The organism is Pseudomonas sp. UBA5568 (assembly GCF_002425525.1).
GTDB classification, from domain to species: Bacteria; Pseudomonadota; Gammaproteobacteria; order Pseudomonadales; family Pseudomonadaceae; genus Aquipseudomonas; species Aquipseudomonas fulva.
Genome location: NZ_DIMK01000048.1, coordinates 85,387 through 111,038, shown reverse-complemented (window position 1 = coordinate 111,038; position 25,652 = coordinate 85,387). Strand labels below are relative to the sequence as shown.

Genomic DNA, 25,652 nt, shown 5'->3' with positions numbered 1-25,652 from the left:
ATCTACTGACAACCATAACTCCTGATGGCGCGGCTCGACCGCACCACGCTCGTCATGGCTGCCAATGGAAAATCGGAGAGCACCCGCATGTCCGCACTTCACGAGGTATCCCCTGCCACCCTGCGCAGGGTGATCGCCGCTTCGGCCATCGGCAATTTCGTCGAATGGTTCGATTTCGCCGTTTACGGCTTTCTTGCAACACTCATCGCCAGCCAATTCTTCGCCAGTGGTGACCCGAGCGTCGCCCTGCTCAAGACCTTCGCCGTGTTCGCGGTGGCATTCGCCCTGCGCCCACTGGGGGGTATCGTGTTCGGCGCCCTGGGAGACCGCCTGGGACGCAAACGTATCCTGTCGCTGACTATCTTGCTGATGGCAGGCTCGACCACCCTCATCGGGCTACTGCCCACGTATGCCACCATCGGATTGGCAGCCCCCGTGCTCTTGACGCTCGCCCGCTGTCTACAAGGTTTCTCGGCAGGCGGTGAATATGCGGGGGCCTGTGCTTACCTGATGGAACATGCACCGAACGACAAGCGCGCGTTCTATGGCAGCTTCGTGCCGGTCTCGACGTTCTCGGCCTTTGCCTGCGCTGCCGTGATCGCCTACGGCCTGGAAGCGAGCCTGACCACGGAAGCCATGGCCACCTGGGGCTGGCGCGTACCCTTTCTGATCGCCGCACCACTGGGCTTGGTCGGTTTGTACCTGCGCTGGCGCATGGAAGAAACGCCAGCCTTCCGTGACGCACTGGCCCAGGGCAAGGAACACGAGCATTCGCCTCTCAAGCAGACCCTGCGCCACCATGGACGAGCGATACGCAACCTGGGCGCATTCATCTCCCTCACTGCACTGTCGTTCTATATGTTCACCACCTACTTCGCCACCTACCTGCAATTGGTGGGCAACCTGACTCGCGCCCAGTCGCTGCTGGTGACCACTGTCGCGCTGCTGTTCGCCGCCGCTGGCTGCCCGGTTGCCGGCGCTGTGTCGGATCGGATCGGGCGGCGCAAGACCATTGGCTTCACCTGCTTGTGGGTGATGGTGTGCGTGTTCCCAGCCTACTGGCTGGCCAGCTCGGGGTCGATGTTCGGCGCCTTGCTCGGTGTCGTGCTGCTGGCGGTAGGCGCGTTGTCCAGCGGCGTGGTAACCGCGGCCCTGCTATCGGAAAGTTTCCCGACACGTACACGCTATACCGCGTCGGCCATCACCTACAACGTTGCCTATACCCTGTTCGGCGGCACCGCCCCACTGGTCGCGACCTGGCTGATCGGGCAGACAGGCAGCAGTCTGGCGCCAGCTTTCTATCTGGTCGTCATTGCCTTGATAGCGCTGGTGGGCGGGCTGGCGTTGCCGGAAACCTCGCGGATATCGCTGCACGATGACCCATCCCTGGCCCAAACTGGCAGCGCAGGACAATCCACGACCTGACCCGTGAGGGCTGCGCTGGCAGCCCTGCATGGCACCCGGTCTTCCATGAGAGGGCTCGACAAGAGGCTCAGTCTTCCAAGGGCTTGGGCGGTAAGGTGGGCTTGGCGGCCTTGCCCGGCTTGGTTTCCTTGGTCTTTTCCTGCACTGCGGTCGCAACCGGCTCGGAAGCCTTGACCGCTTTTTCACTGGCAGGTAGATCGTCCACCGCCTTGATGATGGCCTGGGGATCGAGGACCTCCCCAGTGTCATCATCCTTGAGCATGTGCCGCTCACCGTCCTTGCCAACGAGGATGACCTTGGTCCCCTTGCTCGCACCAAGCTTGAGCTCGCGGATCAGTGCCATGGTGGTCTGCTGCTCCAGGTTCTTGTCGTCCCGTTTCCCCATCATCTGGGCGACGCTGTACAGCACGACGTTGCGCTCCTTGAAGGCAGTCTGCGTAGCCGGATCCTCCATGGCCTTGGTCACGGCCCTGAGGGTAGGGTCGGCACTGCTGGGGGCGATGATGACCAATGGCCTTGCCTTGCCCAGCTCCTGGGCCAGTGGCCCACTACTGTCGGCCGCAAAAGCCGGGCTCACGGCGGCGAGCAGGGCGGCGAGGGTCAATGACCGGACAAGCATGCGCATCTCCTTATTCTCTCGATCAAACAAAGACTACGGACCTTGGAGAAAGATCCGACGCAGGAGCCTAAACCAACCCACCCGGCAAGGCGCAACTCAAAAGTAACTGGAGGTGTCACCCTGCCATGTGGCGCCTTACATGGCTCGTGCATGCCTACGAGCATAGCTCAACACGCTCACCCTGCTCCGGCACGACGGCGCTCCTGTTCCTAGGGTTGAAGGGGCTCGGCCGCGCTGTCCAGCGCCTGACGCGTGATGTCCAGCAGAAGCGCCCGTTCGGCCGCCTGGCGTTGCTGCGAAATTTCTTCCGTCTGCTGTAACACCTGCTGTTCGCTCAGATCAGCAGCCTCTTGCACAGCCTCCAGCCGTGCATGAAAAGGTGCGTTCATCTCGTCGAAACGTTGTGCATGCAAGCGGCGCACGTGACTGCACCAGAATTCCCTGTCCAACAGGGAGTTGGCCAGTTGCTCGCTGGTTTCTGCTTGCAACACGCGCCTGGCTGCTCCTTCGATATGCGTCTCGGTGACCCCGGCCACCGCCCTGAATGACATGCCGCTGGTGAAAATGGGCAAGTCAAGGCGCTCGCGTAGCGCCAGGCGGTAAGCCAGCACCACCTCGATCTCGTCAGGATCGGCACCATCGGCCTGTCGCCAGCGCACGTCGTCCATGGCCACACGCTCGACTTCATCCAAACGCCACAGCTGCCGCCCTAGGTGCAACAGCACCTGCTCTCGTTCACCTTGCTGCGCTTGGACTTCGGCCTGCCAGACCCGCAGGCGCACTTCCAGATCGCTGAAACGCAATGCCACGCTGTCCTGACAGGTCAGTTGCTCAGCGTCGCTGAACATCGCCATCCTCAAGTCGCTCGAATCACGCATGGCCCCCAACAATGTCAGGACTCGGCCGGCAAGATAGCGCGCGCCTGTGCGGTGCTGAAAATCCGCTGTTTCCATCAGGCGTTCGAGCAGACCGAAGAACTCGCCGCTGCCCTCCATGGCCTGCAGGTGTTCCCAGCAAGTGCCCAGTTCCGTGCGCTGGGCCAGGCCGATCGCATCCATCCAGTTCAGCCGCACCAGTACCATCGCTCGATCACGGGCGCGGGTAGCCGCTGTGAGTAACGCTTGCTCCAGCCGTTCGCGCTCAACAGCCGACAGCGGATTACCGCCCAGGTGGACCTCCCCCTCCACCCACAGGCGCGATTCATAGAAGTCTTCAGGCAACGCCGTAAGCAGGTTGTCGCGCAAGTCGACCACCCGCAGCGAAGTGCTCTCGAGCAGTTGGTAAGGCAAGCTGCGCAGGCCGGCGCCTGCTATACGCAACTCGTGCAGGCATGTCAGCCCGCCCACCGAAAAGGGCCTGCCCAACGGGTTGCGTGAGAGGTCCAGGTAACGCAAATGGCTGCAGCTACCGAGAATGGTTGCCTGCCCCGCGTCCAGCACCACTTGGTTGTGCGCCAAGTTCAGCGTCCACAGATGTTCCATCTGCAAGAGCGCCTGGGGGATCCGAGAGATCTGGTTATCGGGAAGCTCGAGCGACCGGACACTGGTAAACGCACCCAGAAAGCTTTCAGGCAGGTAGCGGATGCTGGCGTCGCGCAGCGACAGCGAATACACATGATCAAACCGTATCTGGGGCGGCAGCTCCGGTAGACTTTCGGTGTGAATGCCGATCATGTCCCAACGATAGGCAAGAATCAGACTGTCGCCGTGCATGCCCTCATCGAGCACGTGCTGCCAGCAATTGCGCAAGGCTCTTCCCAGCGTCCGGCGACGTTGACGCTCGGCATGACTTGAGCCTTGCCTGGCCCACATACGCAAATGCATGTTGAGCGTCCGGTACTGATCCTCCAGGCACTGCAGCCGCGCCTCGATGCCTCCTGCTGCCGAACGCGCATCAGTCAGCCACTCGTCGAGTTGATTATCGGTGTAGGTGGGGTACAGGAACCTCAGCCTTCGCAGATAGGGGTTGGGCCTGCGCCCTCCACGTCCACTGAGCACGTAACCCACGCGGCCGTCGGCCAAGCGGGTGGGCAATTGCCAGCGGCCGCGAGTCGCGATGCCCAGGAGCTCAGGCAGCGCTGCCCGGTGAACCTGGGCAAGCGCAGCGACTTCCTGGCGCAAACTTTCGGCGAAAGGCGCATGCAGCCCCATGGTTGTCAGTTGGGCCTGATCGTAGGCATTCACGATGACCTCGAAAAGGTCCCCGGGAGGGCAGATTTCCTGCGAAAAGGCGTTTCTTACGCTGAAGCCTTGGGTGTCATGGAACAGCTGTAGCTCGACATCCCCTTCTCCGGCACTGGTCAGTTGCACGCCGTTGAACTGCGCACTCAACAGGCGCCACCGCACATTACCGATGCCTCCAACTCGATAGTCGAGCAATTTCAGGACCAGCTTGGCCAAGTCCGTATCCTGCGACGTCCGCAAGTACAGGCCTTCGAGGGCGCGCTGCACACGAATGTGCGAGCTGCGCTCACGGGCAGCTTCGGCCAGTTGCAATGGCACGCGACCCGTCCGACGCAGACGTTGCAGGTCGACACTGCTCGCATTGGCCAGCAGCGCCTGTGCCGCACTGGGGTACAAGCGTGGGAATACGCACTGCAAAGCCTGGATATCCTGACTGGAAGGAGACATTTGCTGATCAAGCAGGTGCTGCATGACCTCGTACCGTCGTGCATCGAGCTGCGCCGCCAGATCCGAAGAAGACAGGCCCTCGCCACCGGTCAGCTGCACAACCTGCGCAAGCAGCCTCTGATCTTCGATTACAACACCAGTGCGCAACTGCATCAGCAGGTTCTCGGTACGCTGAGCAAGATGCGCACGGCGGCTGGTATCGATCAGCGCTGGCAAGAGGTCGGCGCCGCGAAAATGCAAACCGCGTAGCTGGTCATCGTCGAGCGCGTGAATGGCCATGACCTGCTCGATTCGCGTGTCGTCAAGTTCAGCCATCGGCTCGCCCAGGCGCCTGAACAGGTAATGGCTGGTCGACCAATCCAGGGGAGACTCACTCCACAACCGCCACGCACCTGCACCGTTGTGCTGTAAAAGAGGACCTACACCCTCGCGCGGCACCAGTTGCCACTGCTCGTCCGTCGTGCGTTGCTGCACCGGGTAAGTGTGGCCGTCCATGCGGATCCATGCGCGGCTATCCTGGCGGCTGATCCCCTCATGATCTGCCACCGCTTCAACAGGTGGCGGGGAGCTTCGAAAGGGCGCCAGGTCCTCGGACCACAGGCGCGCGCCCCCATCCTCAACGTTGGACTGGACCAGACCATCTACCCACGTCGAGCGTTTCCACACCTTGGCCAAACCATAACCCGCTCCCGCGGTAACTCCAATCAATGCAACTTGAGCGGCCACATGGGTCATATGGTCCATAGCCTGCTCCGTCTCGCCTTCGTGCCAAGTGTCTACCCCGTGATACACCTCCTTCATCAACTCCCAGGCAGTCACGGCAAGCAATACCAGGCCCAACCCAGGTAGCCAGAAACTGGCCAGCCCCAGCAACGTCCAGCCCTCGACTGCCAGGCGTTTCTCATGCGCGCGCCCAATGGCCCGATCCAACGCGTTGACCGGAGGCGCCAGCGTTGCGGCATCGTCCATTACGTGTGCAACGCGGCTGCGGGCGAGGGTTTCGAACACAGGCTCCGACAAGGCGCTTGCTACCGGGTACAGGTCAGCTGTTGCCCAGATCGGTATGTCTTCATAGAAAGCCGACGCGAGCTGGCTGAAGAATCGTTGGCTATCACGACGTCGAATGAAACGCGCAAAAAACTGCTGATAGGCAGGCTGGCGCAAGCGTGCGTTGAGCACAGCGCGTTCAAAGCGTTCCAGATTATCGGCTGTGCTCCAGGCTCCAAACGGGTCACCCGGGATATACACCAGCACACGCTTGCTCGAAGTGTAGAAAGGTGCCAACGATTCGTCCCGCACATCCAGCACCAGAATCTGCTGCAATGGACAATCCATAATCTGCAAGCTTTTAGGAAGCACTCGATCGCCGTGCAGGCGTCCCAGCCTGCCGCTTTGCCACAAATCGACCAACAGTTCGAGCTCGCCGGGAGCGAACACGCCCTGGGCATCGGCCTTGAATGCATCAAGCACCATTTCGTGCCGGTTCAGCTCACCCAGTAACGCTTGCATGGAGGCCGACGCTAGATGGGCAGACAAGTGTTGTTGATAGAGCCCACCCAGATCCAGTTCCCGGGTCAACTGGGCAAACCGAGCGGCGCTAAGCCTGGGCACCGAGTTACCCGCCGCGTCGAACACGCCAGCCATCGGCGGCAAGACCTGGGGCTGCGTCTGTTCAGCGGTAAAATTTCGCAAGACGGCTTCAAGCAGCGGTATCTGGTAGTAGTGGCGTTCGTACAAGGGCACCCGTATCGGGAAGTAAGTGGCGAGCGGTACCTCGTAAGCATTGCGAAACCACAACTGGTCCACGCCCTGGGTGATACCGAAACGAGCGCTCAGGGATTTTTCCAGCAGGGGCTTGGCGAATGCCTCAATACCTTCAATCAACCCCCACCGCGCGGCCAGACGCTGGCGGCATTTCAGGCTGCTGTTCAGCGCTTGCCCTGCCTGGGCAATGAATGCCTTATCGAGCTTTTTGAGCCAGGCCGGCAAGCGAGCAGCGATCAGGCCATCCTGGCAGGCCTGCTCCGCCAGCTGTTGATCAGTGAGTGCGGTGTCCATCAGTTGCTCCCGTGAAGTGATTTTGCACGGGAGGTTAGCGAGACGACAAACATACCTGCGGCGACGGGGTACTACCTCACGATCAAAACAGCAGCATCTGGTCATCGATCAACGTAGAAAAGCGATCACCCACAAAGGGAAGAATCGCATCGGCGACCGGCTGCAGCTGGCGTGACAGATAATGGTCATAGTCGATGGGGGCACGACGATTCTCCAACGGCTGGGGCCCGGCAGTGGTCATGAGGTAGCTGATCCAGCCTCCGCGCTGGTACTGGAGCGAGCGACCCAGTTCCCGGTTATAGTCATCGGCAAGCCGTGCGGCCCGCACATGCGGTGGCACGTTACGCTGATACTCCGCCAGCGGGCGGCGCAGGCGTTTGCGATATACAAGCGAAGCGTCGTGCTCTCCAGCGAGCATCTGGCCGACGTACTCGCGAACGAATTCGCGATAAGGCTCGCCGCGAAAAATGCGTCGGTAGAGCTGCTGTTGGAAGGTCCTGGCCAGCAGCGACCAATCGGTGCGTACCGATTCCAGCCCTTTGAAGACCATGTCTTCAGTGCCATCGGCACGCTGAACAAGGCCGGCATAGCGCTTTTTGCTGCCCTCCTCGGTGCCGCGTATGGTGGGCATGAGAAAACGCCGGTAATGGGTCTCGAACTGCAACTCAAGCGCACTCTCCAGGCCGAGCTTCTGGCGCAGGTGTTCGCGCCACCATTGATTCACCTCGCGCACCAGTGCATTGCCGATCTGCTCGGCCGCCGCCTCATCATGGCCGGTCTTGAGCCAGACGAATGTCGAATCCGTATCGCCATAGATCACGTCATACCCGCGGGCTTCGACCAGGGCGCGGGTCTGGCGCATGATCTGGTGCCCGCGCAAGGTGATCGATGAGGCCAGTCGCGCATCGAAAAACCGGCAGCCACTTGAGCCCAACACCCCGTAGAAGGCATTCATGATGATTTTCAGCGCCTGGGACAATGGCGCATTGCGATCCTGCTTGGCGTGTTCCCTGGCGCGCCACACACGTTCGACGATCGCCGGCAGACAGTGACGTGTGCGTGAGAAACGCGCCCCTCTGAAGCCTTCGACCGCGTTTGTGTCATCTGGCTGTTGCAGCCCCTCGGCGAGGCCGACAGGGTCAATCAGGAATGTGCGGATGATCGAGGGGTACAAGCTCTTGTAGTCCAGCACCAGTACCGAATCGTACAGCCCAGGTCGTGAATCCATGACGAAACCGCCGGGACTGGCTTCGTCGGGGCGGCTGCCCAGGTTGGGCGCGACGTAGCCTTGGCGGTGCATGTGAGGCATGTACAAGTGGCAGAAGGCGGCCACCGAGCCACCGCTGCGGTCTGCCGCCAGGCCCGTGACCGACGCGCGCTCAAGCAGAAACTCCAGCAACCTGGTGTGGGCAAAGATGCGTGTGACCAGTTCACAGTCCTTCAGGTTGTAGCGCGCCAGCGCAGGCTTGTCCTCGGCGAACATGCGATTGATTTCATCCATGCGCTGGTAGGGCGTACTGATCGCCTTGCCGTCACCCAAGAGGGTTCGCGCGACATTTTCAAGACTGAACGATGGAAAACTCCACGTTGCCGAGCGCAGCGCTTCGACGCCGTCGATCACCAATCTGCCGGGCACATCGATGAAGACATGGCCACCACTACCTGACGCGCGCAGGGTCATGGCCGCTCCCCCCCTGCCCAGGTGCATGGGTACTTGCAGCTGCTTGCCGTGTTCATGCAGCAGGCGCAGGTCGAACTGCACCACGTTCCAGCCGATGATCGCGTCCGGGTCGTGGCGCGCTATCCAGTGGTTCAGGCAGTGCAGCAACGCACTGCGATCGGCGCAGTAGTGCAGGTCGAAGTCAACTTCGCGAGGGTCACCGTTGGGTGGGCCGAGCATGTACACCTGGCGCTGCCCACAGCCTTCCAGGGCGATGCTGTACAACTCGCCCCGCTCGGTGGTTTCGATGTCCAGCGACACCACGCGCAGCGATGGACGGTAGCTGCCGTGCGGCTTGAGCTGGGCATCGCAGAGCACGCCCTGCTCATCCAGGCGTCCAGCGAACTGCACGGGGGCCGTAATGAAACGCTCCATGAGGTAGCGCTCCGGTGGCCTGACATCGGCCTCGTAGACGTCGATACCTGCGGCGCGCAGCCGTTGTTCTACCTGAAGCAATTGCCGGTATTGACGGCAGTACAGGCCCATTACTGGGCGTTGATCGAATGTCTTCAATCCAAGCGGGCGCAGCTCTGCATCCGGCTCGTCGGCCAGCAACCGTTGCGCGTGCGCTTGTTGCGCCTGAGGGACGAACGCCACATTGATCTGGGGCGCCAGTCGCACTTGCCGGGGGCCCTGATCGGTAGCCAGCCACAGCTCCACGCACGTACCTGCCTGCGTGTCGTACCAGTGCCGGGTCAGGACGAAGCCCTGCTGCAAATCCACCGCCGCGCCCTCTGCGTTGTTGATGATGACGAATGTAACGGGTCGCTCCAGGCGCACCTGGCCTTGCCTGCGAGACGACATGATTGCGCCGGCAACCAAGCCCCAGCGTCTAACCTCCACCGTCGGTGGACGGGTCGCGCTTACCCTGTGCGGTGTAGTGAATTCAGCTGTACAGGTAGTTGATGTCCTTGAGCACCAGTGGAGGCACTTGACCGAGAAGAAAATCTCGCAACTTTTGCATCTGACGGGCCTTGGGGCTGTTTTTCAGCCAAGTCATGTAGTAGCCATCCCCAGTTGCCACGGCTTGCTTGAAAGGTGTCACCAGGCGCCCGGCTGCCAGATCGGCACTGGCCAACACCAGATCGACCACGGAGATGCCCAGGCCCTGCTGAGCGGCGGAGATACCTTGATCGAGCGTGTCGAACACCTGGCCTTGGTCGATGCTGACATCAAGGGCCTCCATCCGCGCCAGCCAGCGCCGCCAGTCGCGCCGATCCGGCGAGGGATGCAGCAGTTCGCAACGGTTCAGGTCCGACAGCACAGGCTGCGCCTGCTCCATGTAGTCAGGGTGGCACACCGGTATGAGCCACTCGTCGAACAGCCGGCAACTCTCCACATCGGCAGCGAACCGACCGTTGGCCAGCAAGATGGCGCAGTCGTAGGGTTCGGAATAGAAATCGACGCTGTCGATGTCCATCCACACGCTCGACAACTGCACCGAACAGGTGTCTTCGTGTTTCTTGAAGCCATCCAGTGCCCTTAGCAACCAACGCACGGTGAGCGTTGAAGGCGCCTTCAGACGCAGGCCGTAGCGGTCCTGGCGCAGAAGCGAGCAAGCGTTCTCAATGATCTTGAAGCCGACCTTGAGCTCTTGAGAGAGCAAGCGCCCATGCTCGGTCAGGCTCAGTTTGGGCCCGCGCCGCTCGAACAAATCGCAGCCGAACATGCCCTCCAGGGTCTTGATATGGTGACTGACTGCGCCTTGGGTCAGTGCGAGCTCTTCCGCCGCCTTGGTGAATGAACCATAGCGGGACGCAACCTCGAACGCACGCAGTGCATGCAAGGCCTGAATCCTTTCCGACATTGACGCCTCCTGAGTATTAGCAAGACTAATAGTAGCTCATAATTTCACGCGTTTTACAACCTGCCGACAGTGCTAGAAAATGCAGTGAAAAAACATACATAACCTAAATCCTGCCTGAATCTGCGTGGATCGTTCATCATTTGAAGCTCGGGGAAACCATGTTTACGGGATATGGACATTGCTACCGCCTGGATGCGTTTGAGCAGGCCCTCGAACATGAGTGCGTCGAAACACACTGGACAATCGCTACCCTGCAACACTTTCGCCAGACCCTTGCCAATCCGGAATTCCCCTGCCTGTTCGGGCGCAAGGCAGTCAATGCGCAGACGTGCTATGTCCTTTTCGCCCGCGCCGAACAGCTGGCGGATGACATCGCTCAAGGGCTGGCCAGCTATGTCCGGTTGATGGATCCGGTTGCGCCCAAGCTACGTATCGGCCACCCGTTGGTGATATTTCTCGAAACGGTGACCGACATGCCGCTTGCCCAACAGCAGGCGCTTGCCTGGAAGGTGCTGCAAGGCGTTCATGCTCGGGATCCGAATCCCTGGCCCCAGACAGTGCCAGCCGACCCCGCCGACAGCGGCTGGTCGTTCTGCTTTGCCGGCATGGCGCTGTTCATCAACATGAATTTCCCGGGCCACGAGCAGATGAAAAGCCGCAACCTGGGCAAGCACATCACATTCGTCATCAACCCCCGAGAGAACTTCGACGAAGTGGCCAATGTCGCCACCCAGAGCGGCCAGCGCATCCGCGAGCGCATTCGTCAACGGGTCGGCCACTACAACGACGGGTTAGTACCTGAAAGCCTCGGTTTCTTCGGTGAAGCGGATAATTTCGAGTGGATGCAGTACCAGTTGCAGGAAACCGGTTCGTTGAACCCGGCGCGCTGCCCTTTCCATGCCAGGACCGCCGTGTCTGCCACCCCCGACAACATCATCGAGAAATGACGTGAATACCGCCCTGACTGCCACCTACGCCCTTACCGTCCTGCTGCTGATCGCCACTCCAGGTCCGGTCGTGGCATTGATCGTCAACACCGCAGCCGCTTCGGGCTCACGCAAGGCCATTTTCACGGCCCTGGGCACCAACTGGGCCTCACTGGTACTGATCGGAGCAGCGGCCTGGATCATTCTTACCAGCGCAGCCATTGACAGGGCATGGCTTGGCGCCATGAGCCTGCTGGGTTGCCTGTTCATCGGCTACATCGCCGTGGGCACGCTCAGGGAAGCGCTCAAGGCGCCGCATCCCAACCACGAGCCCGATATGGCCAAGCCCGCGGGCCGCGGGGGTCTTTGGCAAGGCTTCATGGTGGGCATCTCCAACCCTAAGGACATCATTTTCTTCATCGCCTTCTTCCCGCAGTTCATCCAGATTACCGAGTCGTTCGGCAAGAGCATGGTCGTGCTTTCTCTGCTATGGATCGTTATCGACTTCGCCGTGCTGAGTCTTTACATCTTTGCCATCGGCAAGATTGCCTCAGCACGCAGCCATCGATTCATCAGCCTTGCGTCTGGCGTGGCATTGCTGTTGATCGCCATCGGCGGGCTTTTGTACAACCTCAGGGAGCTAACCGCCTAGCACCTTGCCTGACGCGGTGCCTTGCCAGGAGACCAGATGTCTACAGCCAGTCGCCAAGGGCTTTCGCCTTTGCAGCTCGAGTACCAACAGCTGCTTGCCAAGGCCACCCAGTGCGCCACTCAACGCGTTCGGGTGCACGAAACCGGGTTCAGCTCGGCCGTCGTCAACACCGACGCCCTGGGCCTGCGCTACAGCTACTGCAACGGCCGGCGGTTTTCGGTGGCTGAACGCAACGGCACTACGCGTCTCAACCTGCTGGTCGGGGGTTCGGTGGCCATGGGCATCGGCGCCAGTTCGGATGAACACACGGTCGCCTCGCAGCTCTCGGTGCTGACCGGAGAAATCTGGTTGAGCCTGGCCGGGTGCGGGCTGGATGCGAGCCAGGAGCTGCTGCTGTTCCTTACCCACGAGCACCGCCTGGCGCCGCTGGGACATGTGGTCATACTCAGCGGGCTCAACAGCTTGGCGCACGAAGCGCTTTGGGACATCACTGCCTGCTCACCTGAACCTCAACAGAGCAATGAATGGCAAACGTCCGTGGCCGGCTCAGAGGAAGTCCAGGCAGCATCACAGCCTGGCCTGACCCTCTGGCAGCGGTTGACCAAGGTGCTGGCACCGTCGGCCGCCGCGCCTCGACCTCATCAGTCTATCGAAGCACTGTCCCCGGCAGAAAAACGCATGACCCAGGCAGCCGACCATATCGCTCGCGCAGTGCAGCAATGGGATCGGCTATTAGGCAGCGCCCATACCACCCTCACTTTCATCCTTCAGCCCCTGGTGCACTGGTGTCGCGAGAGTCTGCCAGCGGGTGAGCAGGCCATGCTGAGCGCGCTCCAGCAAACGCCGGGAAGCACCGACCGTTTGCTCGAAGGCGTTTTCGATCGCAGGGTACACGCGGCATTCTTTCGCCGCATTCGCGAACAGGCCGCGCCGGTGCCCTGCTACGACATGAACTGCATGCTCGACAGCTCCCCAGCCTTCGGTTCGGACCTGTTCATTGATCGCCTGCACCTCAACGATTTGGGACAGACTGCGTTGGCTAAAGTGATAACGGCCAAGCTCGGACTTGCCCAGGAAAAACCGCAGCGCGCAAGCACACTGTAAGCGTGTCTGACTGACAATCGTCGGGTGGTCTTTCGGACCGGCCTGTTGCATGGCTAGAATAGCCTGTCGTTCCGATTGCCTGAGGCGTACGCTTGACTGTCATGAATAGAGAAGCCGTCCATCCTTGCCTGGCAACTTGCGAGGCAAGCCTGTGAGTCGCTTGCCACAAATGGCACTGGTACTGGCCGCCCTGGCACCTGCGGCGGGGCATGCACTGGAAGTGTCCATCGACCCCCATGCCGATCTGCTCTACCGCCAGGCATTGCCCCTTCTGGAACAGGCCGATACCCAGGAGGATGAAAGCGTCTTGCGAACGGCCCTGGGTAGCGACCCAGAGCTGCGTCGTCAGGGGCAGGCCATGGCACACACCTTGCCGACTGCGGTGGCACTGCTCAAGAAGTCGGTCGCACTCGGTCACCCAGTCGCGCAGTACCGTCTGGCGCTCTATTACATGACTTACTTGCCCGCCGCGCAAATACCCGACGCTGCCTGCCCTTTGCTCCAGGCAAGCCTCGACCAGGGGTTTGCGCCAGCGGCGCCTGCCATCGCCACCTGGTGCCCACCTTACAACGCCAGTGCCCAGTACCGCGCCGCTTTGGAGGCCGTACCCAGCATGGCAACCCTCTATGCGCCTTACTACCCCCAGCCTGCCACCCGCATGGCCTGCAGCCGCAGTCAACCCCAGGGCCTTGAGATGCTGTGGGGACGTCAGCGCGATTACCAGGCTGAGGTCTACCGCCTGCTGGGTGATCTCGATCCGCAACACCGCCACTCATTGCTGCAAAAAGCCGTAGAGACCAACGGCTGTGTCACGGCGCAGCAGCATTTGACCAGCCGGCCCTGACCCACCCGCCGCGGGTCTGGGCGCGGCGCACCAAGCGGGTGACAAGAGAGCAAGAACGTTCAAGCCATCGCCTGTGATGGCTTGGCATGCTGGCCTGCCTTGTCCAGATGCCCATACCTATGCCGTCCATCGCACGCCACGCCTTCCTGCAGGGCGCCATCGCCATCCTGCCGTTGTCGCTTGCTGTCGCACCCTGGGGCCTGCTGGCCGGGTCCATGGCCATCGCAGCCAACCTCAGCGCCTGGGAAGGCCAAGGGCTCTCGGCGATCGTCTTTGCCGGCGCCGCGCAACTGGTGGCCATCGGCATGCTCAAAAGCGGTGCCAGCCTGGCCTCCATACTCCTGACGACCTTGTTACTCACTTCACAGCACCTGCTTTACGGGTTGTCGATGCGCCCAGCGCTCTCCCCTTTGCCATTGCGCTGGCGCCTGGGCCTTGGATTTCTGCTGACCGATGAGTTCTTTGCCTTGACCAGTCGGCACGACCACCAGCATTTCAATCGCTGGTATGCCTTGGGCATAGGCTTCACATTCTACGTTGCATGGAATCTGTTCACCTGGGCCGGAATCGTGCTGGGGAAAAGCATTCCACACCTTGATCAGCTAGGCCTGGACTTCTCAATCGTCGCCACGTTCGTCGCCCTGATCACGCCCCTGGTACGTAATCTGCCTACCCTGGCTTGTGTCGCCGTTTCACTGGGCGCCTCAGTACTGTTCAGCCAATGGCATTGGGAAACGGCCTTGGTCAGCGCTGGCCTGCTTGGGATGGGCACCGGTTTCGCGTGCCAGAAGCTTGAGAGGGTTGTGTGATGACCTGGCTGCTTATCATCGGCATGGGCGTAGTGGTCTTCCTCAATCGCTATGCTTTTCTCGAACCGCGCTTACCGTTGCGGCTGAGCGCCAATGCGCGTCAATTTTTGGGTTTTGCGGTGCCGGGCATGCTCACGGCCATCTGCGGGCCTATCATCTTCATGCCGGCGCATACGCTCAACCTGCAACCGCTGAACCCTTACCTGTTGGGGGCGGTGGTGGCCGCCGCACTGGTGAGGTTGACCCGCAACGTGATGCTGAGCATGCTGTTGAGCATGTTGATTTTCTTCGTCCTGCGAAGTGTCCTCTCATGAACGCCACGACCTGTGAGCAAACGCACCTATGGCAGGCACCGGCGCTGGGCGATGTGGAAATGCTGCACGCCCGGTATGTGCAACAGCGGTTCGCACCCCATGTGCATGAAGGCTATGTGTTCACGGTCATCGAGTCCGGTGCCCAGCGCTTCTGGCACCGAGGCAGCGAGCACCTTGCCCCCGTTGGCAGCATGGTCCTGATCAACCCGGACGAACTGCACACCGGTGCCAAGGCCCACGAAGCCGGGTGGCGCTATCGCGGGTTCTACCCTGAACATGAGCGCGTAACCGGCGTGCTCGATGAACTGGAACTTGGCCATGCGGGGATGCCGCGCTTTCGCGATAGCGTGATCCACGACCCTGGCCTTGCCAGCGCCTTCAGCCAACTGCATCAACTGTCCGAGAGCAGCGCCAGCGCACTGCATCAACAAACCGTATGGCGCCAGGCGGTATTGGCGCTGGTTCAACGCCACGGTCGCCTGGCCGAACTGTCTGCCCCAGGTCAAGAGCCTCGCGCTGTTGTACGTGCCCGGGAGTTGCTGGAAGCCCACTTGGCCGACCCGCCGTCGCTGGAGTTGCTGGCGGCTGCCGTCAACCTGTCGCCGTTTCACTTCGCACGGGTGTTTCGCCAGGCCACGGGCATGCCCCCTCACGCCTGGCTCAAACAGCGACGTCTTGTAAGGGCCAGGGAACTGCTCAAGCAGGGGCAGCCGCCTGCGGCAGTGGCGTTCAGCTTGGGTTTTGCCGATCAGAGCCACTTGAACAGGCAGTTCAAGCAAGCCTATGGCATCACCCCGGGGGCCTATCGGTTAGCCTGTTTCGCCGCTTGAGTGCGTCAACGCGGCGCAGTCGGTTGGCCGTGGCGCTGCTACACTTAAAAGGCTGAAAGGAGGAGCCGTCATGTCTGAAAGAGAGATCACCACCCTTCTGTCACTGATGAATCAGCGGCAAGCGTGCCTAAGCACCGCCTGCAAGGAGATCGCAGACTGGATCGACCGACAGGGCGACCTGCCGGCGGCCGGTAAGATAAGGGCGAGCCTGAAGGCCCTGGAAGCTGACGAAGCACGTGTGCGCCGAGCACTGACGTCATTGACGCTGGACAGGCCACTGCCGAAATTTCGCAGTTGACCTTGCTGGGGCCGCAAAGCAGCCCCATTGAGTGTTATGGATGGTCCATGTGCATATGATCATGCTCACCTGGCGCCTGGGCAGTGAGCGCACGTACCTGAGCTTGCACGGCGACTGACTCGGTAGTGCCATCAGCGGCTTGCACCGTCAGGGTCAGCGGGACCTGCTGGCCTTCCTTTACCTGATCGTTCAAGCCCATCAACATTACGTGCAAGCCATTGGGGTCCAGGGTGACGGGCTTGCCGGCCGGCAGCGGAACCGCCTTGACCTCACGCATGCCCATGACGTCCCCGTTCATGGTCATTTCATGTACTTGGACGGTCTTGGCCACAGGCGAGGCGACACTGACCAGCTTGCTGTCGCCACTGGCGGTAATGGTCATGAATGCGCCGGTCGACTGCTGGTGAGGCACGCTGGCGCGCACCCACGCTTCGCTGACGGTGGTCTGGGCCAGTACCGGCCCAGTGATGCCCAGCAGGACCAAGGCCGCCAGGCCGCGCTTAACGGATTGCAATGACATTCAGCAGATCTCCATCAGGGTAACCAGGTCTTCGGCACATTCCTTGGCTGTCAGGGAATGCCCGAGGCTCAGCCGCAGGGTGCCACGGGTGTCGTAGACGTAGCTGGTGGACGAATGGGAAATGGTATAGGTGTCGCCGGCCGGGACCTTTTCGTAGAACACCTTGAACTCCCTGGCCACGGCGTCGATTTCTTCAGGCGTGCCGGTAAGCGCGGTGAAGGTCGGGTCGAACGCCTTGACGTAGGCATCGAGCACTTCCGGCGTATCGCGCTCTGGATCGAGCGTGATGAATACCACCTGGAACAGATCACGGTCACGGCCGCGCAGCAGTTTGCGAATTTGAGCAGCTCGCGCCAGGGTGGTCGGACAGATGGCCGGGCACTGGGTGAAGCCGAAGAAGACCATCGGCATGCTGCCATAGAAGCTTGACAGGGTACGGACGTTGCCTTGTGGATCCCGCAGCGAGAACTTTCGCCCAAGGATTTCATTGCTCATGTTCTTGCCGTACTTGAACTCAAGCCCACGCGCCGGACTGCAACCTGCCAGCAGGCCAAGTCCAAGAACGCCCATGCCGGCGACGACTGAACGCCGGGTCAGAAGATCATTCATGAAACCATCCTTTACAGGGAAGGTGCCGACCCTCGGGACGGGCCGGCCAGAAAACCGGCGCATTCTGGCATGCCCCCCATGTCCCTTCTACCCACCGGCGGCGATTACCTCTCCAGGCCGCTGAATACAGGCAGCGGCCAATTGTCGCAGAGGTTGCAAACGTAACAGTTTGTTGCTAGCGCAAAGCGGCACGTCGGCTTACAGGGCCCACGCCAAGTCCGATTCCAGCTCGGCGCAACCCGGAAGCCCTACTAGTAGTAGGCGTTTTCTTTCTGGCTATGGTCAGTCACGTCACGCACGCCCTTGAGCTCGGGGATACGCTCTAGAAGCGTGCGCTCGATGCCTTCCTTGAGGGTAACGTCTGCCTGACCGCAACCCTGGCAGCCACCGCCAAATTGCAGTACTGCAATGCCCTCGTCGACCACATCCACCAGGCTGACCTGACCGCCATGGCTAGCTAGGCCAGGGTTGATTTCGGTCTGCAGATAGTAGTTGATGCGTTCGTTGATCGGGCTGTCTTCATTGACCATGGGCACCTTGGCGTTAGGCGCCTTGATGGTCAACTGGCCACCCATCCGGTCGGTGGCGTAGTCCACCAGCGCGTCTTCCAGGAACGGCACGCTGACCGCATCGAGGTAGGCGGTGAAGCTCTTGAGGCCCACAGCAGTGTCATCAGGCTTCTCTTCGCCCGGCTTGCAGTAGGCGATGCACGTCTCGGCGTACTGGGTACCCGGCTGGGTGATGAAGATACGAATGCCGATACCGGGCGTGTTCTGCTTGGACAGCAGATCGGCCAGGTAGTCATGGGCGGCGTCGGTAATGGTTATAGCGCTCATGTAGGTTCCTCACAGACTTGCGCGTCAGTGTACGCCAACGCAGCCCTCTAACAAAGTCCTAGTATTTGACTCGGGAAAGCACATACGGCTGCGCCTGCGCGCTCGGTGCTTGCATCCAGACCTGCATGCAGCGGTACAGCCCGCGCTCGATCCACTGGTAGCTGAGCCACGACAGGGTGGCGATGCAAGGCACGCAGAGGGCGAATGTCAGGTACGGGTCCAGCCCCAGTTGCTGACTGGCAAACCAGCCCAGGTGCAGGACCAGCACATGGATCAGGTACACCGAATACGAGCAGTCGCCCAGCGCCTTGAGGATGCGATTACCCTTGAACAGTGGCTCCATGGCGATGAAGGCGAGGACAACCATTGCACTTGGCAGGCCCCAATGCAGCAGCCTTTGGGACGCGTCCAGCTGATAGATGGCCAACGCGGCTACGGCCAGGAGCCCCATCGGGACCCAAATACCCTGACGGACCAGGCCACGGCGGTAAAGCACACCTATACCAATGCCCAGCAGAAACTCATAGACGATGTCGTTGTTGTAGAAGTGACTGACCACGCCCAGGCGCCCCAGGATTTCACTCACCCCTACCAACAGGCCGGCGACCACCAGTAAATGCAGGCGCCGGCTTACGAGAAACGCCATCCCGAACAGCAGGTAGAACATCATCTCGAAGTTCAGGGTCCAGCCAACGTTCAAGGTAGGGTACATACCGTAACCACCTGGGTTTTCTGCTGGTATGAAAAAGAGTGAACGCAGCAGGTGTTGCCAGGTGAATACCTGATGCGGCATCCATTGACTGAAGGCGAGCAGCATCAAGGCCATCAACGCCGAGTAGAACCAGTAGGCTGGCACGATACGCAGCACGCGGTTGAGCACAAACTGATGCGGGACAACCTGCTTGTCGCAGGTCGAAAGGTAGATGACCAACCCACTGATGACGAAGAAGATATCCACGCCCACCGCACCCCGGTCAGTGAACAATTGGCCGACGGGGCCGGAGGCGTGAAAGTCGAAGAAAACCTGCATGAAGTGGTGGCAGACGACCACCCAGGCGGCGAAAGCACGAAGTGCCTGAAGCGAATACAGCATGAAGTACCCTGCGTTTGCCGGTGCATTCAGGCACCGGCTGCAGCGCAGCTGCCGGTGCCACTCATGGGTTGGGACCGCAGGAGGGCGCGAAAGGTCAGCGCGCCCCGATCAGAGGTTTTCGTAGCGATTCATGTCCAGCACGCCCGTTTCTACGGGGTCGGTTTCCAGAATGAACGCGCTCAGGTCATGGAAGTAACGCCAGAATTGCGGATGGGTACGGCGTATGCCCCACCGCTCTACGATGCGCTCGAAGCGAGCGGTATCATCCTTGGCCTGACTCATCAGATCGACGAAAACCGGTACTTCGGCGGCTGGCACGTTGAACATGAAGTTGGGGTAGCTGGTCATGACCCCGGGCTGCAAGGTCAGGGTATCGAGGCCCGGCTGGTAACGATAAGCCTCGCCCAGCAGGAATGCCACGTTGCTGTGCGCCCGGTTGCGCATCAAGGTGTAGACCTGCCGCTGCCCACCCTGCCCTTCGATGCGCAGCAGTGTCGCCTCAGGCAACTGATTGATCACTTTCAACCCGGCTGCAGGACGCGAGACCAGCCGGCTGAGCGACTGCTCTGCGTTGCGAAACTCTTCACTCATCTGCGGGCGCGAGCAATACGCCCCCTGGCAGCGGTTGATCGGATCGGGTGAGGCATTGATGCTGGCGGTACGCGCGATCAACTGCATACCGAAATCGCGCTTGGGATCGCGTGGGCTCAAGGCAAGGCCGCTCGGCGTATCGGCGTCGATGTTTTCATAGTCGAGCCACATCTTTATCTTGCCGCTGTCCTGATACCAGTCGCTCAGGATGTCTTGGCGCGCCTCAGCCGGCATCAGGCGCAGGAAATTGACCTCGGCGCCGTTGCGGATCAGGTCGAAGTACAGGCGCGTCTGCAACTGGTGCGACAGGTTGCCGAAGACGTCGAAGTTGACCGCCAACTGATAGTAAGTGCGTTCCAGCAAGGGATAGTCGAACAGCCACATCGTCAGGGGTACGTCCCCCACCAGGCCCTTGGTCACCGTCGCGCTGTCGAAATGACGGAAGATGCTCAGCAACGCGTTGTCGTTGCCCGTCCACAATGTCGACCAGCCCGGGGCCGGCATATCCGCGTAGGCCTCACGGCGCAGTTTCTCGTACTCGTTGCGCTTGTCGCGATAGGCGCGCCACAACGCAAGCACACTGCCCACGTCATCGTTCTGACCTGGCATGGCGAGCAAGGGCGTGGCCTTGCCACGGTAACGGGCATCGGTGACGTAGCGATCGAAAGCCGGCTCCTGGAACAGCGCCCAGAAGTTGTCGCGGATCACGTCCGTGGCAATCTGCCCACGGCACACAGGTCCGCGTATGAAGGTGCGCACGAAGTACTCGGCGTTGTCGAGCATGAACTGGTAGCGCGCCACCGCCGGGATCGCCTCGAACGTTTCGAAGGGATTGGCGCGGTGCCGAGGGCCGTAGCCTGGCAGCGTGGTCACCCGCCAATCGCCGGCGTAGAAGAGCTGCTTGACCCGCTTGAGTTTTTGCGGCCCGAGGGGGTAAGTGATGTGAGTCTTGTGCACGATCACACCCTGCACGGGAATCAGGCGATAGAAGAACGCTGTGCCGGGCGGATCATTGGGCCTGCGCGTGGCAATGATGTCGGCAGGCTGCCCGCTGGGCGTGCGCGAGCGTACCCATTGGAAAAAGTGCCCCTGCTCACCCCCGGTAAAATGAATGTGGGCCAGGAACAGGTGCTCGTACAGCCAGCGCCCCACCAGGGCTTCTGAAGCCCCTGGACGATTGAGCAGCGCTTCCCATTCGGCGATCTGACGGGCTTCGCTGGCACTGGGCTTGATCGCCTGGTACTCGACGGGCGCACCCGCCGCCAGCCAGCCACGCAGTGTCGCGTATTCCTGGTCGGTCAGGCCGGTCACGGCCAGCGGCATGCCCTCCTTGGGATGCACACCGGCATAAGCATCGAACTCATGGGGCAACGGGCACATGTTGTTGCGGTTCAGGCCAAGTGCAATCTCATCCGGTACCTTGGCATTTGGGGTGAGCGGCGTCTTGTGCCCCAGTTCGAGCATGCGTGCCATCAGCGCGGCCTGGCCGCTTTGATTGTCGAGCACCGAATAGAAGCCTTTCTTGCGCCACTCGGCCTCGCTATGGGCGTCATAGAACAATCGCGTGGGCGCTACGGCCTTGCTGCGCTCGCCCTGATAGACGGGCACCTTGCTGGCCCCGCGCACGGCACCTTCGGCGCCCTCGAGCTTGAGCTGGCAGGCGGCGTCGTTGCAGGCGTGGCAGGCGACGCACTTCTCGGTGAAGATCGGCTGGACATCGCGGGTATAGGAAATGGTTGGAGCTGGTTGAAGACCTTGCCCGAGCACCGCGCCACTGATCAACAGGGCAGTGAGGCCGGCAAGCATACGATGCACCATGTGCGGGATGTCCTGATTATGTGCAGCCAAGGCAATGAAAAATTGGCAATGCTTGTATTAATAGCTGGGATGAAGGGTTGGCAACATGAACATATTTCATGAAAACCGGGCACACCCCTAAAAACCGTGCAGCTTTGTTATGATTCAGCACTTTCTGATTTCCGCCCGACCAGGTAGTTCATATGTCCGACCGCAGCGCTCGTCTTCACGCACTTCAACAAGCACTTAAAGAGCGCATCCTGATTCTCGATGGCGGCATGGGCACTATGATCCAGAGCTACCGGTTGGAGGAAGCCGACTATCGTGGCACGCGCTTCGCCGATTGGCCAAGCGACGTCAAAGGCAACAATGACCTGCTGCTGCTCAGCCGACCCGATATCATCGCCGCCATCGAGATGGCCTACCTGGACGCGGGCGCCGATATCCTCGAGACCAACACCTTCAATGCCACCCAGATCTCCCAGGCCGACTATGGCATGGAATCGCTGGTGTATGAATTGAACGTGCAAGGCGCGCGCATCGCCCGCCAAGTGGCCGATGCCAAGACGCTGGAAACCCCTGACAAACCGCGCTTCGTGGCGGGCGTGCTCGGCCCGACCAGCCGGACCTGCTCGATCTCCCCCGATGTGAACGACCCCGGCTATCGCAACGTCACGTTCGACGCGCTGGTGGAAAACTACATCGAGGCTACCCGCGGGCTGATCGAGGGTGGTGCCGACCTGATCCTGATCGAAACCATCTTCGACACTCTCAATGCCAAGGCCGCTATCTTCGCCGTGCAGCAGGTGTTCGAAGATGATGGAATCGAGCTGCCGATCATGATTTCCGGCACCATCACCGATGCCTCCGGCCGCACGCTGTCCGGACAGACCACCGAAGCCTTCTGGAACTCGGTCCGGCATGCCAAGCCGATATCCGTGGGCCTGAACTGCGCATTGGGCGCCAAGGACTTGCGTCCTTACCTGGAAGAGTTGTCGAGCAAGGCCGACACCCACGTTTCGGCACACCCCAATGCGGGCTTGCCCAATGCGTTCGGTGAGTACGACGAAACCCCGGCGGAAATGGCGGCAGTGGTCGAGGAGTTCGCCGCCAGTGGCTTCCTGAACATCATTGGCGGTTGCTGCGGCACCACCCCTGGGCACATCCAGGCCATCGCCGAGGCGGTGGCCAAGTACCCACCACGGCCAATCCCGGAGATCGCCAAGGCATGCCGCCTCTCGGGCCTGGAGCCCTTTACCATCGATCGCCAGTCGTTGTTCGTCAACGTCGGTGAGCGCACCAATATCACCGGCTCGGCCAGGTTCGCGCGACTGATTCGCGAGGAAAACTACACCGAGGCCCTGGAAGTGGCGCTGCAACAAGTAGAGGCTGGCGCCCAGGTCATCGACATCAACATGGACGAAGGGATGCTCGACTCCCAGGCGGCCATGGTCCGTTTCCTCAACCTGATCGCCGGTGAGCCGGATATCTCGCGCGTGCCGATCATGATCGACTCTTCGAAGTGGGAGGTGATCGAGGCCGGCCTCAAGTGCATCCAGGGCAAAGGCATCGTCAACTCCATTTCCATGAAGGAAGGCATTGAGCAGTTCAAGCACCACGCCCGCTTGTGCAAGCGCTATGGCGCCGCCGTGGTGGTCATGGCCTTCGACGAAGTCGGCCAGGCCGATACCGCCGCGCGCAAGCAGGAAATCTGCAAGCGCAGCTACGACATCCTGGTCAACGAGGTTGGCTTCCCTGCCGAGGACATCATCTTCGACCCGAACATCTTCGCTGTCGCCACCGGCATCGAGGAACACAACAACTATGCAGTCGACTTCATCGAGGCCTGCGCCTATATCCGCGACCACCTGCCCCACGCCCTGACCTCGGGCGGGGTGTCCAACGTGTCGTTCTCGTTCCGGGGCAACAACCCGGTGCGCGAGGCGATTCACTCGGTGTTCCTGTACCACGCCATCGCCAACGGCCTGACCATGGGCATCGTCAATGCCGGTCAATTGGAAATCTACGACGAGATCCCGGCGCAGTTGCGGGAAAAGGTTGAAGATGTAGTACTCAACCGCACGCCCCAGGGCACCGATGCGCTGCTGGCCATTGCCGACGACTACAAGGGCGGCGGTGCCACGCGGGAAGTCGAGAACGAGCAATGGCGCTCGCTGCCGGTGGAAAAGCGCCTGGAGCATGCGCTGGTCAAAGGCATCACGGCGTTCATCGTCGAGGACACCGAGGCGTGCCGCCAGCAATGTGCACGGCCGATCGAGGTCATCGAAGGCCCCTTGATGAACGGCATGAACGTGGTCGGCGACCTGTTCGGCGCAGGCAAGATGTTCCTGCCCCAGGTGGTCAAGTCGGCCCGGGTGATGAAGCAGGCCGTTGCGCACCTGATCCCGTTCATCGAGGCCGAGAAAGGTGACAAGCCCGAGGCCAAGGGCAAGATTCTAATGGCGACGGTCAAGGGAGATGTGCACGACATCGGCAAGAACATCGTCGGCGTGGTGCTGGGCTGCAACGGCTACGACATCGTTGACCTGGGGGTGATGGTGCCCGCCGAGAAGATCCTGCAGACGGCACGTGACGAGAAATGCGACATCATCGGCCTGTCGGGCCTGATCACACCGTCGCTGGACGAGATGGTGCATGTGGCGCGCGAGATGCAGCGCCAGGGCTTCGAGCTGCCGTTGATGATTGGCGGCGCGACCACTTCCAAGGCTCACACGGCCGTGAAGATCGAGCCCAAGTACAGCAATGACGCCGTGATCTACGTGACCGATGCGTCCCGCGCCGTGGGTGTGGCGACTCAATTGTTGTCCAAGGAGCTCAAGTCAGGTTTCGTCGAACGCACACGCCAGGACTACGAAGAGGTACGCGCGCGCACGGCCAACCGCAGCGCCCGGACCGAGCGTCTCACCTATGCCCAGGCAGTGGCAGCCAAACCCCAGTACGACTGGGCCGGCTACCAGCCAGCGGTACCCTCTTTCATGGGTACCAAGGTCCTGCATGACATCGACCTGCGCACCCTGGCCCAATATATCGACTGGACGCCGTTCTTCATTTCCTGGGACCTGGCAGGCAAGTTCCCGCGAATTCTCACTGACGAAGTCGTTGGCGAGGCGGCGACCGCCCTGTACGCGGACGCCCGCGAGATGCTCGACAAACTCATCGACGAAAAACTCATCAGTGCTCGCGCGGTGTTTGGCTTCTGGCCTGCCAACCAGGTGGCCGATGACGACATCGAGGTGTACGGTGAAGACGGCGCTGCGCTGGCGACCTTGCACCACCTGCGCCAGCAGACCATCAAGCCCGACGGCAAGCCCAACTGGTCGCTGGCCGACTTCGTGGCGCCCAAGGCCAGCGGTGTGACCGACTACGTCGGCGGGTTCATCACCACGGCGGGTATCGGTGCCGAAGAAGTCGCCAAGGCCTATCAGGACAAAGGCGACGACTACAGCTCGATCATGGTCAAGGCCCTGGCCGATCGCCTGGCCGAGGCCTGCGCCGAATGGCTGCATGAGCAGGTGCGCAAAGACTACTGGGGGTATGCCCGGGAGGAGCAGCTGGACAACGAGGCGCTGATCAAGGAGCAGTACCGTGGCATCCGTCCGGCGCCGGGCTACCCGGCCTGCCCCGACCACACTGAGAAAGAGACCCTGTTCCGCCTGCTCGACGGCAGTGCCATCGGCGAAACGGGCCCAAGTGGCGTCTTCCTGACCGAGCATTACGCGATGTTCCCGGCCGCGGCTGTCAGCGGCTGGTACTTCGCCCACCCGCAGGCGCAGTACTTTGCGGTGGGCAAGGTCGACAAGGATCAGATCGAGAGCTACAGCACCCGCAAAGGTCAACCCGTGAGTGTCAGCGAGCGTTGGCTGGCGCCGAACCTGGGGTATGACAGCTAAGGCTTAACTGGGTCCGTCCAGCTGTTCCCGAGAGGGGCAGCTGGAAATACGGCGCGTGGGTGCCACTGCGCCGTGTAATCGGTAAGCAGGATTACGGGTGAGTGCCCCAATACACCGCCGTGATGACGACCAGCGCGACCAGGCACAGGATTGCCCAGGTATCGACGCTATGGCCGGGCTTGCGCAACTTCGTTGGGTTGGTCATGGCATTGCCTCTTCTAGTGATTATGGGAATGCACCGCACAATCGGCAGTTAAGA

19 protein-coding genes are annotated in these 25,652 nt (G+C 61.0%); 10 read left to right on the top strand and 9 right to left on the bottom strand.

From position 1 onward, the window contains the following. Window positions 1-87 precede the first annotated feature (87 nt). On the top strand, window positions 88-1,425 hold the full coding sequence (locus tag B2S33_RS15385) for an MFS transporter (protein WP_145279215.1): 1,338 nt from the start codon (window positions 88-90) through the stop codon (window positions 1,423-1,425). A gap of 67 nt (window positions 1,426-1,492) precedes the next feature. Here the strand turns inward: B2S33_RS15385 and B2S33_RS15380 are convergent, their stop codons facing one another. From B2S33_RS15380 to B2S33_RS15365, 4 genes are all read right to left on the bottom strand, one after another. Further along, the gene (locus B2S33_RS15380; RefSeq protein ID WP_288650603.1) at window positions 1,493-2,044 is read right to left on the bottom strand and encodes a DUF4174 domain-containing protein; all 552 of its coding nucleotides are present in this window, start codon (window positions 2,042-2,044) and stop codon (window positions 1,493-1,495) included. A gap of 209 nt (window positions 2,045-2,253) precedes the next feature. Next, window positions 2,254-6,732 (bottom strand): NEL-type E3 ubiquitin ligase domain-containing protein, encoded by a 4,479-nt coding sequence (locus tag B2S33_RS15375; protein WP_236165522.1) that lies wholly within the window; start codon window positions 6,730-6,732, stop codon window positions 2,254-2,256. A gap of 82 nt (window positions 6,733-6,814) precedes the next feature. Next, the gene (locus B2S33_RS15370) at window positions 6,815-9,175 is read right to left on the bottom strand and encodes a DNA polymerase II (RefSeq protein ID WP_288650629.1); all 2,361 of its coding nucleotides are present in this window, start codon (window positions 9,173-9,175) and stop codon (window positions 6,815-6,817) included. A 163-nt stretch (window positions 9,176-9,338) separates the two neighbouring features. After that, entirely contained in the window at window positions 9,339-10,259 is a 921-nt protein-coding gene (locus B2S33_RS15365; RefSeq protein ID WP_027914655.1) for a LysR substrate-binding domain-containing protein, read from the bottom strand. A gap of 158 nt (window positions 10,260-10,417) precedes the next feature. Between B2S33_RS15365 and B2S33_RS15360 the strand changes: the two genes are divergently transcribed. From B2S33_RS15360 to B2S33_RS15325, 8 genes are all read left to right on the top strand, one after another. After that, window positions 10,418-11,206 (top strand): YqcI/YcgG family protein, encoded by a 789-nt coding sequence (locus B2S33_RS15360; RefSeq protein ID WP_242810374.1) that lies wholly within the window; start codon window positions 10,418-10,420, stop codon window positions 11,204-11,206. Window position 11,207: 1 nt separating this feature from the next. Then, on the top strand, window positions 11,208-11,837 hold the full coding sequence (locus B2S33_RS15355) for a LysE family translocator (RefSeq protein WP_028686959.1): 630 nt from the start codon (window positions 11,208-11,210) through the stop codon (window positions 11,835-11,837). 36 nt (window positions 11,838-11,873) lie between these two features. Then, complete coding sequence (locus tag B2S33_RS15350; protein ID WP_288650600.1) at window positions 11,874-12,941, top strand: hypothetical protein; 1,068 nt, start codon at window positions 11,874-11,876, stop codon at window positions 12,939-12,941. A gap of 169 nt (window positions 12,942-13,110) precedes the next feature. Continuing rightward, window positions 13,111-13,785 (top strand): sel1 repeat family protein, encoded by a 675-nt coding sequence (locus tag B2S33_RS15345; RefSeq protein ID WP_219858017.1) that lies wholly within the window; start codon window positions 13,111-13,113, stop codon window positions 13,783-13,785. A 119-nt stretch (window positions 13,786-13,904) separates the two neighbouring features. Further along, window positions 13,905-14,594 (top strand): AzlC family ABC transporter permease, encoded by a 690-nt coding sequence (locus tag B2S33_RS15340; protein WP_288650598.1) that lies wholly within the window; start codon window positions 13,905-13,907, stop codon window positions 14,592-14,594. Next, window positions 14,594-14,908, top strand: a complete 315-nt coding sequence (locus B2S33_RS15335) for an AzlD domain-containing protein (protein ID WP_028686958.1) — start codon at window positions 14,594-14,596, stop codon at window positions 14,906-14,908. Before B2S33_RS15340 ends, B2S33_RS15335 begins: the two co-directional genes overlap by 1 nt. Further along, window positions 14,905-15,738, top strand: coding sequence for an AraC family transcriptional regulator (locus B2S33_RS15330; protein ID WP_027914648.1), 834 nt, complete (start codon window positions 14,905-14,907; stop codon window positions 15,736-15,738). Before B2S33_RS15335 ends, B2S33_RS15330 begins: the two co-directional genes overlap by 4 nt. A 70-nt stretch (window positions 15,739-15,808) precedes the next feature. Further along, on the top strand, window positions 15,809-16,036 hold the full coding sequence (locus tag B2S33_RS15325; RefSeq protein WP_027914647.1) for a hypothetical protein: 228 nt from the start codon (window positions 15,809-15,811) through the stop codon (window positions 16,034-16,036). 34 nt (window positions 16,037-16,070) lie between these two features. On the opposite strand, the gene B2S33_RS15320 is transcribed toward B2S33_RS15325, so the two are convergent. The 5 genes from B2S33_RS15320 to B2S33_RS15300 all read right to left on the bottom strand — a co-directional run bounded on the left by B2S33_RS15320 (window position 16,071) and on the right by B2S33_RS15300 (window position 21,503). After that, window positions 16,071-16,556 (bottom strand): copper chaperone PCu(A)C, encoded by a 486-nt coding sequence (locus tag B2S33_RS15320; protein WP_027914646.1) that lies wholly within the window; start codon window positions 16,554-16,556, stop codon window positions 16,071-16,073. After that, window positions 16,557-17,165 carry an SCO family protein gene (locus B2S33_RS15315; protein WP_027914645.1) on the bottom strand — a complete coding sequence of 203 codons (609 nt, stop codon included), beginning with the start codon at window positions 17,163-17,165 and terminating at the stop codon, window positions 16,557-16,559. Between the two features lie 251 nt (window positions 17,166-17,416). Then, window positions 17,417-18,001, bottom strand: a complete 585-nt coding sequence (gene nfuA, locus B2S33_RS15310; RefSeq protein WP_023536208.1) for a Fe-S biogenesis protein NfuA — start codon at window positions 17,999-18,001, stop codon at window positions 17,417-17,419. Between the two features lie 58 nt (window positions 18,002-18,059). After that, window positions 18,060-19,094, bottom strand: coding sequence for an acyltransferase family protein (locus B2S33_RS15305; RefSeq protein WP_288650596.1), 1,035 nt, complete (start codon window positions 19,092-19,094; stop codon window positions 18,060-18,062). Between the two features lie 108 nt (window positions 19,095-19,202). Then, complete coding sequence (locus B2S33_RS15300; RefSeq protein ID WP_288650594.1) at window positions 19,203-21,503, bottom strand: fatty acid cis/trans isomerase; 2,301 nt, start codon at window positions 21,501-21,503, stop codon at window positions 19,203-19,205. Between the two features lie 182 nt (window positions 21,504-21,685). On the opposite strand from B2S33_RS15300, the gene metH reads away from it, so the two are divergent. Continuing rightward, window positions 21,686-25,393 carry a methionine synthase gene (metH, locus tag B2S33_RS15295; RefSeq protein ID WP_288650593.1) on the top strand — a complete coding sequence of 1,236 codons (3,708 nt, stop codon included), beginning with the start codon at window positions 21,686-21,688 and terminating at the stop codon, window positions 25,391-25,393. Window positions 25,394-25,652: the final 259 nt, after the last annotated feature.

Bases quoted from the DNA above. Each gene is read 5' to 3' on its own strand.
- B2S33_RS15385 (WP_145279215.1), top strand. From the start codon at position 88: ATGTCCGCACTTCACGAGGTATCCCCTGCCACCCTGCGCAGGGTGATC.
- B2S33_RS15380 (WP_288650603.1), bottom strand. From the start codon at position 2,044: ATGCTTGTCCGGTCATTGACCCTCGCCGCCCTGCTCGCCGCCGTGAGC.
- B2S33_RS15375 (WP_236165522.1), bottom strand. From the start codon at position 6,732: ATGGACACCGCACTCACTGATCAACAGCTGGCGGAGCAGGCCTGCCAG.
- B2S33_RS15365 (WP_027914655.1), bottom strand. From the start codon at position 10,259: ATGTCGGAAAGGATTCAGGCCTTGCATGCACTGCGTGCGTTCGAGGTT.
- B2S33_RS15360 (WP_242810374.1), top strand. From the start codon at position 10,418: ATGTTTACGGGATATGGACATTGCTACCGCCTGGATGCGTTTGAGCAG.
- B2S33_RS15350 (WP_288650600.1), top strand. From the start codon at position 11,874: ATGTCTACAGCCAGTCGCCAAGGGCTTTCGCCTTTGCAGCTCGAGTAC.
- B2S33_RS15345 (WP_219858017.1), top strand. From the start codon at position 13,111: ATGGCACTGGTACTGGCCGCCCTGGCACCTGCGGCGGGGCATGCACTG.
- B2S33_RS15340 (WP_288650598.1), top strand. From the start codon at position 13,905: ATGCCGTCCATCGCACGCCACGCCTTCCTGCAGGGCGCCATCGCCATC.
- B2S33_RS15335 (WP_028686958.1), top strand. From the start codon at position 14,594: ATGACCTGGCTGCTTATCATCGGCATGGGCGTAGTGGTCTTCCTCAAT.
- B2S33_RS15330 (WP_027914648.1), top strand. From the start codon at position 14,905: ATGAACGCCACGACCTGTGAGCAAACGCACCTATGGCAGGCACCGGCG.
- B2S33_RS15325 (WP_027914647.1), top strand. From the start codon at position 15,809: ATGTCTGAAAGAGAGATCACCACCCTTCTGTCACTGATGAATCAGCGG.
- B2S33_RS15320 (WP_027914646.1), bottom strand. From the start codon at position 16,556: ATGTCATTGCAATCCGTTAAGCGCGGCCTGGCGGCCTTGGTCCTGCTG.
- B2S33_RS15315 (WP_027914645.1), bottom strand. From the start codon at position 17,165: ATGAATGATCTTCTGACCCGGCGTTCAGTCGTCGCCGGCATGGGCGTT.
- nfuA (WP_023536208.1), bottom strand. From the start codon at position 18,001: ATGAGCGCTATAACCATTACCGACGCCGCCCATGACTACCTGGCCGAT.
- B2S33_RS15305 (WP_288650596.1), bottom strand. From the start codon at position 19,094: ATGCTGTATTCGCTTCAGGCACTTCGTGCTTTCGCCGCCTGGGTGGTC.
- B2S33_RS15300 (WP_288650594.1), bottom strand. From the start codon at position 21,503: ATGGTGCATCGTATGCTTGCCGGCCTCACTGCCCTGTTGATCAGTGGC.
- metH (WP_288650593.1), top strand. From the start codon at position 21,686: ATGTCCGACCGCAGCGCTCGTCTTCACGCACTTCAACAAGCACTTAAA.